At 72.7% G+C, this 12665-nt stretch carries 12 protein-coding genes; 8 read left to right on the forward strand and 4 right to left on the reverse strand.

Annotated features, from left to right (window positions below; genetic code table 11):
* Positions 1-10 precede the first annotated feature (10 nt).
* Positions 11-1216: a hypothetical protein gene (locus tag ABZV77_RS40130; RefSeq protein WP_356267901.1), complete on the forward strand. Its 1206-nt coding sequence runs from the start codon at positions 11-13 to the stop codon at positions 1214-1216.
* Here the strand turns inward: ABZV77_RS40130 and ABZV77_RS40135 are convergent.
* On the reverse strand, positions 1173-2411 hold the full coding sequence (locus ABZV77_RS40135; protein ID WP_356267903.1) for a glycosyltransferase 87 family protein: 1239 nt from the start codon (positions 2409-2411) through the stop codon (positions 1173-1175). The two genes, ABZV77_RS40130 and ABZV77_RS40135, sit on opposite strands and share 44 nt — an antisense overlap.
* 129 nt (positions 2412-2540) lie before the next feature.
* On the opposite strand from ABZV77_RS40135, the gene ABZV77_RS40140 reads away from it, so the two are divergent.
* On the forward strand, positions 2541-3683 hold the full coding sequence (locus tag ABZV77_RS40140; protein WP_356267905.1) for a glycosyltransferase family 4 protein: 1143 nt from the start codon (positions 2541-2543) through the stop codon (positions 3681-3683).
* Between the two features lie 223 nt (positions 3684-3906).
* On the opposite strand, the gene ABZV77_RS40145 is transcribed toward ABZV77_RS40140, so the two are convergent.
* The gene (locus ABZV77_RS40145) at positions 3907-5703 is read right to left on the reverse strand and encodes an AMP-dependent synthetase/ligase (RefSeq protein WP_356267907.1); all 1797 of its coding nucleotides are present in this window, start codon (positions 5701-5703) and stop codon (positions 3907-3909) included.
* Positions 5704-6001: 298 nt separating this feature from the next.
* Between ABZV77_RS40145 and ABZV77_RS40150 the strand changes: the two genes are divergently transcribed.
* From ABZV77_RS40150 to ABZV77_RS40175, 6 genes are all read left to right on the forward strand, one after another.
* Positions 6002-6778, forward strand: coding sequence for a metallophosphoesterase (locus ABZV77_RS40150; protein WP_356267909.1), 777 nt, complete (start codon positions 6002-6004; stop codon positions 6776-6778).
* 75 nt (positions 6779-6853) lie between these two features.
* Positions 6854-7294, forward strand: a complete 441-nt coding sequence (locus tag ABZV77_RS40155) for an SRPBCC family protein (RefSeq protein ID WP_356267911.1) — start codon at positions 6854-6856, stop codon at positions 7292-7294.
* Between the two features lie 156 nt (positions 7295-7450).
* Positions 7451-8611 (forward strand): ArsA-related P-loop ATPase, encoded by a 1161-nt coding sequence (locus ABZV77_RS40160; protein ID WP_356267913.1) that lies wholly within the window; start codon positions 7451-7453, stop codon positions 8609-8611.
* Between the two features lie 34 nt (positions 8612-8645).
* On the forward strand, positions 8646-9131 hold the full coding sequence (locus ABZV77_RS40165) for a DUF5304 domain-containing protein (RefSeq protein WP_356267915.1): 486 nt from the start codon (positions 8646-8648) through the stop codon (positions 9129-9131).
* A 52-nt stretch (positions 9132-9183) separates the two neighbouring features.
* Entirely contained in the window at positions 9184-10137 is a 954-nt protein-coding gene (locus tag ABZV77_RS40170) for an ROK family glucokinase (RefSeq protein ID WP_055568491.1), read from the forward strand.
* A 75-nt stretch (positions 10138-10212) separates the two neighbouring features.
* Complete coding sequence (locus ABZV77_RS40175) at positions 10213-10977, forward strand: endonuclease/exonuclease/phosphatase family protein (protein WP_356267917.1); 765 nt, start codon at positions 10213-10215, stop codon at positions 10975-10977.
* Here ABZV77_RS40175 and ABZV77_RS40180 read toward each other — a convergent pair.
* On the reverse strand, positions 10961-11956 hold the full coding sequence (locus ABZV77_RS40180) for a CU044_5270 family protein (RefSeq protein ID WP_356267919.1): 996 nt from the start codon (positions 11954-11956) through the stop codon (positions 10961-10963). The genes ABZV77_RS40175 and ABZV77_RS40180 overlap by 17 nt on opposite strands.
* Positions 11949-12575 (reverse strand): RNA polymerase sigma factor, encoded by a 627-nt coding sequence (locus ABZV77_RS40185; RefSeq protein ID WP_356267921.1) that lies wholly within the window; start codon positions 12573-12575, stop codon positions 11949-11951. Before ABZV77_RS40185 ends, ABZV77_RS40180 begins: the two co-directional genes overlap by 8 nt.
* Between the last annotated feature and the right edge of the window lie 90 nt (positions 12576-12665).

The raw sequence follows: 12665 nt of genomic DNA on the forward strand, positions 1-12665 counted from the left end.
GATCGGGAAGGTGGCAGGTCACAGACGTGGGTCGTGGGTGGTGGCGCTGTGCTGCGCGCTCTGTCTCGCCGTGCTGGCCGGATGCGGCGGCCGCGGCCCCGTCCCGGACGCGGCCGCGGGCGAGGTGCGCGGCCTCCTGGACCGGCGGGCGCAGGCCGTCCTCGACGGGAACGGGAAGGCGTTCGACAGGACCGAGCGGCCCGCGCGGGGCGCCGACGACCTCTTCGGACGCCTCCGCGCCGTCCCGCTGGACTCCTGGGACTACCGGCTGACCGGCCTCGACCGCGACGGCGCGCGGGCCACGGCACGCGCCGAACTCCACTACCGCATCAAGGGCTACGACCGCGCGCCGATCACCGCCGAGCGCACGCTCTCGCTGCGGCGCGACGACGGGAAGTGGTACGTCACCGCGGAGCGGCCCGCGAAGAAGTCCGGCGAACAGCTCTGGGACCAGGGGCGCGTGACGACCGAGCGCGGCGAGCGCAGCCTCGTCCTCGGCGTCGGGCAGAGCGCCGACGAGCTGCGCGCCCACCGCGAGCTCGCCGACCGGGCGGTGCCCGCGGTGCGGGACGCCTGGCCCGGGAAGTGGCCCGGGCGGATCGTCGTCCTCGTGCCCCGGTCCCTGGACGGCATGGCGGGGCTCCTCGGGGCGCCCGCCTCCGGCTACCGGGGGATCGCCGCGGTCACCACCGGCGAGACGGGCGGTTCGGGGCGGGCCCCGGCCGACCGGATCATCCTCAACCCCGAGGCATACGACGTCCTCGGCGACTTCGGCAAGCAGGTCGTCCTGACCCACGAGGCGACCCACGTCGCGACCCGCGAGGAGACCTCCGCGGCCACCCCGCTGTGGCTCTCCGAAGGCTTCGCCGACTGGGTGGGCTACCGCGGCACGGGCCGCACCGCGGCGCAGGCCGCACCCGAGCTGAGGCGCGCGGTGCAGCGCTCGCAGCTGCCCGCCGCGCTCCCCGAGGACGAGGACTTCGGCTTCGGCGGGGACGCCACGAAGCTCGCGGGGGCGTACGAAGGCGCCTGGCTCGCCTGCCGGATGATCGCCGAGCAGTGGGGCGAGCGGAAGCTCACGGACTTCTACGCGGCGGTGGGCGCCCACAAGGGGCGGGCGGGCGCGGTCGAGGGCGCGCTGCGGGACGTCCTGGACACGACGCCCGAGGACTTCACGGCGCGCTGGCGTACGTATCTGCGTGCGGAGCTTGGCTGAGCTGCTCCGGCACCGGCCGCGGCGCGGTCCCGCGCGGCACGGACACCGTTCCGCGCCACAGGTTCCGGCAGGCCAGCACGGTCGCCGCGACCAGCAGGCCGTTCCGTACGAGCAGCAGGGCAAGGCCGAGCGGGTCGCCGGTCACCACGTGCGAGAACCACACGGGGAACTCCAGGAACGTCACGAGCGTGGCCGCAAGGACCAGCCGTGCGGGCACCACCATGGGGCTCGCACGGAACGCCAGACACACGGCGGCGGTCCCGACCAGCCACAGCATGTACTGCGGGCTGATCACCCGGCTCGTGGTGGTGAAGAGCAGCACGGCCACGAAGGCCGCGTCCGCGGGGGTGCTCGCCGCGCGGGTCCTGGCGCGCAGCCGCCACACCAGGAGCCAGCAGAAGGCGGCCACCGAAAGGGCCTGGGCGACCGCGCTCACCAGCGGGACGTACGGACCGAGGAATTCCACCGAGCCGTAGTTGAGCCGCACTTCGCCCTGCCAGCCGAAGTGCCGTGCGATGTGGAAGGTGAGGGCGCCGAGCGACTCCACCTCGGTGCCGCGGTCGCGCTGGAAGGTGAGGAACGCCAGGGCGCCCGGCATCGTCACCAGGAACGCCAGCGCGAGGGCCAGGGCCGTACCGGCGGCCGCGGCCCACGACCGGCGCGTCGCCCGCCCGCGCGGGGTGCCGACCAGCAGCAGCACCGGCCACACCTTCAGCAGCGCCCCGAACCCCGCGAGCACCCCCATGGTGCGCGGGTGCCGCGCCCCGGCGAGCAGCGCGGCGACCGCGACGGCGGCCACCATCACGTCGTACCGCGCATACGCGGTGGGGCCGAGCAGGGCCACGCCCGCCACCCACACCCAGGCGCCCCGCAGCGACTTCCCCGGGCGCCGCCCCGCGTACAGGAGCAGCCCGCACACCGCCGCGTCGCACAGCAGGCACAGGACGAAGAAGGCCGTCGCATAGCCGAGGAAGGGCAGCAGGGCGGGGGAGAGGACCGCGAGGGCGGCGGCGGGCGGGTACTGCCACGTGACGTCGTCGAGCGGGAAGGTGCCGGTGCGCAGGACCTCGTACCAGCCCTGGTAGATGACGGAGACGTCGCTGGTCACGTCGGGGCCCGGGGCCGTGACCACATGCAGTACGCAGAGCAGCAGGAGGGCCCTGGTCAGACCCCAGACGGTCAGGATGCGCACCATGAGCGCCTCGCCCCGTTTCGTTGCTTTTCATTGCGATTCATTGCTTTTCATTGCGATTCGAGGAGTCATGATGCCGGGCGGGCCCCGGCGAGGGCGAAGAGGCTGGGCCGTTCGGTACTGTCGTGCGCGATGCACAAGACCCTGATCGTCACGAACGACTTCCCGCCCAGGCCCGGTGGCATCCAGGCGTTCCTGCACAACATGGCGCTGCGCCTGGACCCCGAGCGCCTGGTCGTCTACGCCTCCACCTGGAAGCGCGGCCGCGAGGGCGCGGAGGCGACCGCCGCCTTCGACGCCGAGCAGCCCTTCCAGGTCGTACGCGACTCCACGACGATGCTCCTGCCGACACCCCGCGTCACCCGCCGCGCGGCCTCGCTCCTGCGCGAACACGGCTGTACGTCGGTGTGGTTCGGGGCGGCGGCGCCGCTCGGGCTCATGGCGCCCGCGCTGCGCAGGGCGGGTGCCACGCGGCTGGTCGCCACGACCCACGGACACGAAGCGGGCTGGGCCCAGTTGCCCGCCTCGCGGCAACTCCTGCGGCGGATCGGCGAGTCGACGGACACGATCACCTATCTCGGCGAGTACACGCGCTCACGCATCGCCGCGGCGCTGACCCCCGACGCGGCCGCCCGGATGGTCCAACTCCCGCCCGGCGTCGACGAGAAGACCTTCCACCCGGGCTCCGGCGGCGACGCGGTACGGGCCAGGCTCGGCCTGACCGACCGCCCCGTCGTCGTCTGCGTCTCACGCCTGGTGCCGCGCAAGGGCCAGGACACGCTGATCCTCGCCATGCCGAGGATTCTCTCCGCGGAGCCGGACGCGGTGCTCCTGATCGTCGGGGGCGGCCCGTACGAGAAGGACCTCCGCAGGCTCGCGGCGGAGACGGGGGTCGCGGACTCCGTACGGTTCACGGGCGCCGTGCCCTGGTCCGAACTCCCCGCGCACTACGGCGCGGGCGACGTCTTCGCCATGCCCTGCCGGACCCGGCGCGGGGGCCTGGACGTCGAGGGCCTCGGCATCGTCTACCTGGAGGCGTCGGCGACGGGCCTGCCGGTCGTCGCGGGCGACTCCGGCGGGGCGCCGGACGCGGTGCTCGACGGCGAGACGGGCTGGGTCGTCCGGGGCGGCGTGCCCGAGGATGCGGCCGATCGCATCGTCGCCCTGCTCGGCGACGCGGAGCTTCGCTCCCGGATGGGGGAGCGGGGCCGTTCCTGGGTCGAGGAAAAGTGGCGCTGGGACCTCTTGGCAGAGAGGCTGAAGGAACTCCTGTAGCTGACCGCCGGTGGGGGCTGGTCGCGCAGTTCCCCGCGCCCCTGAAAGGCGGCTCCGCCGCCTCCAGGGGGCGGAGGAGGACGGGGAGGGGCAGGGGGGAGCTGGTGGGAGCTGGGCGCAGCCCACGCTCCCAGGGGCGCGGGGAACTGCGCGAGCGGCCACGACGCACCGGGAGCCGCCCACGAGGCAGCACCCCCACGGCGAGTGGGCGCCCCCGCCAACGCTACCCGCGGTAAATCGCCTCGATTTCGTCCGCGTAATCCTTCGCCACCACATTCCGCTTCAGCTTCAGCGAAGGCGTCAGATGCCCCGACTCCTCCGTGAACTGGGAGCCGAGGACCCGGAACTTGCGTACGGACTCCGCCTTGGAGACCGCCGCGTTGCCGTCGTCCACCGCGCTCTGGATCGCCGCAAGCAGATCCGCGTCGTCACGGAGGGAGGCCGCCGTGGAGTCGGCGGGCTTGCCGTGCTCGGTGGCCCAGCGGCCGAGGAACTCGTCGTCGACCGTGACGAGCGCGCCCACGAACGGGCGGCCGTCGCCGACGACCATGCACTCGGCGACCAGGGCGTGCGCGCGGATGCGGTCCTCGATCACGGCGGGAGCGACGTTCTTGCCGCCCGCCGTCACGATGATCTCCTTCTTGCGGCCGGTGATGCGCAGATAGCCGTCCTCGTCGAGGGTGCCGATGTCGCCGCTGTGGAACCAGCCGTCGGCGAGCGCCTCTTCGGTGGCGCCCTCGTTGTTCCAGTACCCCTTGAACAGGTGCTCGCCGTGGAGCAGGACCTCGCCGTCGTCGGCGATCCGCACCACGGAGCCCGGCAGCGGCTGGCCGACCGTGCCGATCTTCTGGCGGTCCCACGGGTTGAAGGCGGTGGCCGCACAGGACTCGGTCAGGCCGTAGCCCTCCAGGACGGTGAAGCCGATGCCGCGGAAGAAGTGGCCCAGGCGCTCGCCGAGCGGGGCGCCGCCGGAGATCGCGTACTCGCCGCGGCCGCCGAGGACCGCGCGCAGCTTGCTGAAGACCAGCTTGTCGAAGACCTTGTACTTGACCTTCAGACCGAGGGAGGGACCCGACGGGGTGTCGAGCGCGCGGCTGTACGCGATGGCCGTGTCCGCGGCCTTGTCGAAGATCTTGCCCTTGCCGTCGGCCTGCGCCTTCGCGCGCGCCGAGTTGTAGACCTTCTCGAAGACGCGCGGCACGCCCAGGATCATGGTCGGCCGGAAGGAGGCGAGCTCGTCCGTGAGGTTCTTGACGTCGGGTGCGTGGCCCAGCTTGATCGGCGCCATCAGCGCGGCGACCTCGACGAGCCGCCCGAAGACGTGCGCGACGGGCAGGAAGAGCAGGACCGAGCACTCGCCCGTACGGAAGAGGGGCTTGAGGCGCTCCACCACGTTGCCGCACTCCGCGAAGAAGCTGCGGTGGGTGAGGACGCAGCCCTTGGGGCGGCCCGTGGTGCCCGAGGTGTAGACGATGGTGGCCGGGTCGTCGGCCCCGGCGACCGCGCTGCGCTCGTCCACGGTCGTGTCCGGGACGTCGGCGCCGGTGCGGTGCAGCTCCTCGACGCCGCCCTTGTCGATCTGCCAGATGCTGTCCAGGGCGGGCAGCCGGTCGCGCACCGAATCGACGGCGGCGGCATGGGCATCCAGCTCGACGATGCAGGCCACGGCGCCGGAGTCGCCGAGGATCCACTGGATCTGCTCGGCGGAGCTCGTCTCGTACACGGGGACGGTGACCGCGCCCGCGCTCCAGATGGCGAAGTCGAGGAGCGTCCACTCGTACCGGGTGCGGGACATCAGGCCGACGCGGTCGCCCGGACTCACTCCGGCGGCGATCAGACCCTTGGCGGTGGCGCGCACGTCGGCGAGGAAGGCCTTGGCTGTGACGTCCTGCCAGCGGCCGTCGACCTTGCGGCCGATGACGGCGACGTCCGGGTGCTGCGCGGCATTTCTCCGGACGATGTCGGTCAGATTGCCGTCCGCAGGGACCTCGTACAGGGCCGGAAGGCTGAACTCGCGCAAGACTGCTGCTCCTACATAGGGCGCCGGCGCCACGACGTTGTGTGCTGCGACGGTGCGGTCCAAGATCGGGCAGGTGCTCAGTCGAGTGGGGGGCTGAGCACTACTGGACTGCCCGGACGTTACCCATCGGTATGGCTGGTTCGGTAGGGGGGCAGGCCCAGATGTTCGGTGCGTCACACGTCGTCGTGGTCTGAATCGCACAGTACGCCACCGTCTTCCCGACTCGGAAGTAACCGCAGGTCCGGCCGCTGTAATGGGCCTCTACCGTCCGCGAGGCGGCCGTCCTAGGGTGATCGGCATGCCAGCTTTCCGGGTCAATGTGGTCAGTGACGTGCACGGCAACACCGAAGCCCTCGCGCGGGCGGGGGACGGCGCGGACGCGCTGGTCTGCCTGGGCGACCTGGTCCTCTTCCTCGACTACGCCGACCACTCGCGCGGCATCTTCCCCGACCTCTTCGGCGCGGAGAACGCGTCCAGGCTGGTGGAACTCCGCACGGCACGCCGTTTCGACGAGGCCAGGGAGTTCGGCCGGAAACTGTGGGGGGCCATCGACAGCGAGCGGGGCGCGGCGATCGAGAGCGCCGTCCGCAAGCAGTACGCCGAAATGTTCGCGGCCTTCCCCACTCCGACCTACGCCACCTACGGCAACGTCGACATCCCCTCCCTGTGGCCCGAGTACGCCGGGGACGGCATCACCGTCCTCGACGGCGAGCGCGTCGAGATCGGCGGCCGTGTCTTCGGGTTCGTCGGCGGCGGGCTGCGCACCCCGATGCGTACGCCCTACGAGATCAGCGACGAGGAGTACGCGGCCAAGATCGAAGCGGTCGGCGAGGTCGACGTCCTGTGCACGCACATCCCGCCGGACGTACCCGAGCTCCTCTACGACACCGTGGCGCGCCGCTTCGAGCGGGGCAGCCGGGCGCTGCTCGAAGCGATCCGCAGGACCCGCCCCAAGTACGCCCTCTTCGGCCACGTCCACCAGCCGCTGGTCCGGCGCATGCGCATCGGGGCGACGGAGTGCGTGAACGTCGGGCACTTCGCCGGGACGTCAAGGCCGTGGGCCCTGGAGTGGTGACCACCTGGCGCGCGGTAGCCTTCACGCGTTGCACAACCCCCCTCATCCCGGACCGCATCTGGAGGAGCCACAGCGATGGCGGAACACACCAGCTCGAGCATCACGATCGAGGCGGCACCGGCCGAGGTCATGGGAGTGATCGCCGACTTCGCTCGCTACCCGGACTGGACCGGAGAGGTGAAGGAGGCCCAGGTGCTCGCCACCGATGAGCGGGGCCGTGCCGAACAGGTCCGTCTCGTCATGGACGCGGGCGCGATCAAGGACGACCAGACGCTCGGCTACACCTGGACCGGCGACGACGAGGTCAGCTGGACCCTCGTGAAGTCCCAGATGCTGCGCTCGCTGGACGGCTCCTACCTGCTGCGGCCCAAGGGCTCCGGCACCGAGGTCACCTACCGCCTCACCGTCGACGTCAAGATCCCGATGCTCGGCATGATCAAGCGCAAGGCGGAGAAGGTCATCATCGACCGAGCCCTGGCAGGCCTCAAGAAGCGGGTCGAGTCCAAGGAAGCCTGAGGGCACCGAGGGGGAAGCCGGGCGCAGCCCGGGCTTCAGGGGCGCGGGGAACTGCGCGAGCAACCCCGACGCACCGGGAGCCGCAAACGAAGCAGCCCCCCACGGCGAGTGGGCGCCCCCGCACCCGCCCCGCCGCCTGACGTACCGTTCACCACCATGCGCACCCTCCTCGTCACCGGCCCCGGCGGCTCCGGACGTACCACCGTCGCCGCCGCCACCGCGCTCGCCGCGGCGCGAGCGGGCCACCGGACCCTGGTGATCTCCGCCGACCGCGCCGACACCCTCGGCGCGGCGCTCGGCGCCCCGGACGCGCAGCCCGGGCCCACCGCCCTGCGCCTGGCCCCCGACGACCGCTTCCGCGACGACCTGCTCGCCCTGCAGGAACGTGCCGCCTCCGCCCTCGACCTGCTCGGCGCCGAGCGGCTCGACGGCGAGGAGCTGACACCGCTGCCCGGCGCCGAGGAGCTGGCCCTGCTGCGCGCCCTGCGCGACGCCGCCCGCGACGACGCGTACGACACCGTGGTCGTCGACCTCCCCGCCACCCCGAGGACCCTCGCGACCCTCGCCCTGCCCGAGCAGCTCCGCCGCTACCTGCGCAGGCTGCTCCCGCCCGAGCGGCAGGCGGCCCGCGCCCTGCGCCCCATGCTCGGCCGCCTCGCCGGTGTCCCGATGCCCGCCGCCTGGCTGTACGAGACCGCCGCCCGCAGGGCGGACGAACTCGCCGCCGTCCAGCGCGTGATCGAGGACCCCGCCACCACCGTCCGCCTGGTCGCCGAACCGGGCCCCGCGGGCGCCGACGCCATCCGCACCGCCGCCACCGGCCTGGCCCTGCAGGGCCTGCGCACCGACCTCGTCGTCGCCAACCGGATCCTGCCGGACGCGAGCCCCGACACCTGGCTCGCCGGACTCGCCGCCCAGCAGCACAAGACGCTGGACGAGTGGGAGTCGACGTACGACCACGTCCGCCGGGTCCCGCACCTCGGCCACGACCCCCGCGGCGCCGACGACCTCGCGGCCCTCGGCCTGACGGCGCCCGCCGCGGCCCCCGCGCCCGCTGCCTGGCCCGTCACCGAGGCCCCCGCCGACGACAGCGGCCACACCTACGTCTGGCACATCCCGCTCCCCGGCGTCACCCGCGAGCAGCTCGGCCTGATCCGGCGCGGCGACGAACTCGTCGTCACCGCGGGCCCCTACCGCCGCATCGTCACCCTGCCGTCCGCGCTGCGCCGCTGCACCGTCGCGGGGGCCGGGCTGCGCGAGGGCGAGCTGCGGGTGCGCTTCACGCCCGACCCGGATCTGTGGCCGCGCGAGCGGTGAACGCCGTACCTCCATTCGGGTAACGTCGAGTGGCATGAGCGATGGCACCGAGCGCGAAGCCCCGGAACCCCAGGAAAGTCACGCCGACGCCTGGGAGCAGGCGTGCGCCGAGGATCTCGCGGCGGAGAAGGCCCGCCGCCGCGCGCAGTACGGGCCCCCGCCCGGCTCCGCCGCCGAGGAGCTGCGCAAGCTCGTCGACGCCGTGTCGGAGAAGCTCTCCGGACTGCAGGCGCCGCTGCTCGGCGCGGTCGCGCAGGGCGCCGTCGAGCAGACCCTCAAGCAGGTCGCCAGAGAGGCGAAGGCCGTCGTCGAGCCGGTCATCGAGCGCAACCCCGACGTCTTCGACCACCTCGCCGCGGCCGGATCCGAGCTGCTCGCCGCCTACCGCTCGGCGGTCGAGGGCCAGGAGAACCGGTGGACCCGCGGCGGCGGTACGGGCGGCGCCACGGAGGACGGCGCACCGGCCCGGGATCCTCGCGACGGCGGCTCCTCGGCGGGCGAACACATCGATCTGGACTGACCCCCCTCGGGTACGGTGGGCCGTAGCGGGGCTCGATCGAACTGAGGGATTCATGGGACTCACCATCGGCGTCGACATCGGCGGCACCAAGATCGCGGCCGGAGTGGTCGACGAGGACGGCAACATCCTCTCGACCTTCAAGGTGCCGACCCCTGGTACTTCCGAGGCCATCGTCGACGCGATCGCCTCCGCCGTGGCGGGCGCACGGGCCGGGCACGACATCGTCGGCGTCGGCATCGGCGCCGCCGGGTACGTCAACCGGCAGCGCTCCACGGTGTACTTCGCGCCGAACATCGACTGGCGCCAGGAGCCGCTCAAGGAAGAGGTCGAGAAGCGCGTCGGGCTGCCCGTGGTCGTGGAGAACGACGCGAACGCGGCCGCGTGGGGCGAGTACCGCTTCGGCGGCGGCAAGGGCCACCGCAACGTCATCTGCATCACGCTCGGCACCGGCCTCGGCGGCGGCATCATCATCGGCAACAAGCTGCGCCGCGGCCACTTCGGCGTGGCCGCCGAGTTCGGCCACATCCGGATGGTCCCGGACGGCCTGCTCTGCGGCTGCGGCAGCCAGGGCTGCTGGGAGCAGTACGCGTCGGGCCGCGCCCTCGTGAGGTACGCGAAGCAGCGCGCCAACGCCACCCCCGAGAACGCGGAGTACCTGCTCTCGCTGGGCGACGGCACCCCCGAGGGCGTCGAGGGCAAGCACATCTCGATGGCGGCCCGGCAGGGCGACGCCGTCGCGATCGACTCCTACCGCGAGCTGGCCCGCTGGGCGGGCGCGGGCCTCGCCGACCTGGCGTCGCTCTTCGACCCGTCCGCCTTCATCGTCGGCGGCGGCCTCTCGGACGAGGGCGAACTGGTCCTCGACCCGATCCGCAAGTCCTTCAAGCGCTGGCTCGTCGGCGCCGCCTGGCGCCCCGAGGCCGAGGTCATCGCCGCCCAGCTGGGCAACAAGGCGGGCCTGGTCGGCGCGGCGGACCTGGCGCGGGAGCCCGACCCCGTCATGTGATTCCGCGCCGCTCGGCGCACCGGTGCCCGTCGCGTCCTCTCCGGGAGCGGCGGGCACTGTCGTATCTTGATCGCCATGGTCAGCGAACCGCTCCCCAACTCCCGCACCGAAGCCGACGGTTCGGCCGTCATCCGGGTGCTCAGCTACAACATCCGCTCGATGCGCGACGACACCGCGGCGCTCGCCCGGGTCATCGCCGCCTGCGCCCCCGACCTCGTCCTGGTCCAGGAGGCCCCGCGCTTCTTCCGCTGGCGCAAGAAGCTGGCCCGCCTGGCGCGCGCGGCCGACCTGGTGATCCTCTCCGGCGGCGGCTCCGCGGCCGGGCCCGCGCTGCTCTGCTCGCTGCGCGCCACGGTCGAGCGCACCGAGGACGTCCTGCTCCCGCTCACCCCCGGGCTGCACCGGCGCGGCTTCGCGACCGCCGTCGTCCGCTTCGGCGGCGCCAGGATCGGCGTCCTGAGCTGCCACTTGAGCCTGCAGAGCGACGAGCGGTACGCGCAGGGCGGGATGCTGCTCGACCGGCTCGCCGGGATGGGCGTGGCGCACGCGGTCGCGGGCGGCGACCTCAACGAGCGGCCGGGCGGCCGGACGTTCCGCAGGCTCGCCGCCGCGCTCCAGGACTGCTGGACGGCCAGGCCCTGGGGCAGCGAGAACACCTCGACGCCGGACGACCCGCACCAGCGCATCGACGCGGTCTTCGCGACCTCCGGCGTCGAAGTCCTCGGCTGCGGCGTGCCGTTGGACCTCCCCGGGGTGAGCAGGGCAGACCTGAGGGCGGCCACGGACCACCTTCCGGTCCTGGCCGCCCTCAGGGTCCCGGCCGCTACGGCCGCTGCTTGACCTTGTCGGTGATCGCCCAGCTGTCGAGGTACGAGAGCTGGGTGTACGTCTTCATGTTCTTGCCGTCACCCGAGGTGCGGGTGTCACGGAAGCCCAGGAACGCGTACGTCTCCGGGTCGAAGATGAAGTAGCCGCCGAACGACGAGCCCTGCCGCGTCGGGTCGTCGTAGGTGATCGCCACCCCCGTGCGGCCCTTTGCGTCCTGCTGGCCGGGGACCGCCTTCACCCCGGGGACCATGCCGAGCGCCTCGTACGCGGCCGGGCGCAGCCCCTTCGGCATCACCGGGACCAGCTTCAGCAGACCGGCGAGGCTGAAGTGGATGTCCGACCACTCCTGGTCGGTGATCTCGTCCAGGGAGTCGTTCTTGTCGTTCGGGCCGCTCTTGTGGAGCAGCGAGAGGATCAGCTTCTCCGGGTCGGTCGAGAGCTTCTTCAGGGTGCCCCAGTCCTGCGGGGGCCACATCCCCTCGTTCTCCTTGAGCGGCTCCGACCACCAGCCCTTGCCGATCTCCATGACCCAGGAGCGCTTCGAGCCGTCCACGGAACGCCAGTTCTCGTCGACGTGCCGCTCGACCTCTCCCGTGTCCTTCTCGGTCTCCTTGATGATCTCCTTCGTGTAGATGTACTGGTCGTCGCGCGGGGCCACGGTCTTCTCGTGCTTCCGTTCGTAGGCGGCCGCGCCGTTGAGCACGGCCCTGGCGCTGACGTTGCGCATCGACGGGGCGCTGTTCCCGGGCGGCTTGGCGCGGGCCTCCTCGTCGTCGCCACTGTTCACCGAGACCAGCACGGTGCCCGCCACGGCGGCCGCGACGGTCCCCGCGACGGCGATGCGCAGCACGGGGCGGCGCCAGAGGGGACGTACCGGGGCGGCCGGTTCGTTCATCGCGGCGAACAGGCGCACCCGCGCGCGGTGGCGGGTGTCGTCGTCGAGCGGGGGAGCGCCCGCGTCCCAGTCGCGCAGTTCATCGAGCTCATTCATGGGCGTGTGCCTCCTGGAAAGCTGTCGGATCGGATCCGCCCAGTGCTTCGCGCAATGTGCTGCGAGCCCGGTGCAGCCTCGATCTGACGGTGCCGACGGGCACCCCCAACGCCTGCGCCGCCTCTTCGTAGTTGAGGTCGGCCCAGGCCACCAGCAGGACCACGTCGCGGTGCCGGGCGGAGAGCCCGGCCAGGGCCGCGGCCAGGTCGCCGCGGAGCCCCTCGGCGCCCGCGCGGGCGACCGCGAGGTCGGCGACCGGCTCGTCGTGCGGCACCGGGGCGGGCACCTTGGCCAGCGCCTTGAAACGGCGGGCCTCGGCCCTGCGGTGCCTGCCGATGAGGTTGGTCGCGATGCCGAACAGCCAGGGGCGGGCGTCGGCCCGCGCCAGGTCGTAGCGGTGCCGCTGCTGGAAGGCGGTGGTGAAGGTGTCGGCCATCAGGTCTTCCGCCGCCTCGGGACCGAGCCGGCGTGCCGCGTACCGGTACACGGCGTCGGCATGCCGGTCGTAGAGGGCGGCGAACTGCTCGGGCTCATCCCGGGACCGCTCGATGGACCAGGCGTCGCTCTTGTCGCAAGTGCGCTGCCCCGTTCGAAGGGGGACGCCGGGGTCGACGGTCATCGGGGCTCCTTTCGTTCGTCTGAACGCCTCGAAGGCTTGGGCTCGTTCGGTGGTTCACCCCTTCTTCGCCGCTCGGCCCGATCGGGTTCC

The sequence above is a fragment of the Streptomyces sp. NPDC004732 genome, assembly GCF_040609235.1.
In the GTDB taxonomy this organism is placed as follows: Bacteria; Actinomycetota; Actinomycetes; order Streptomycetales; family Streptomycetaceae; genus Streptomyces.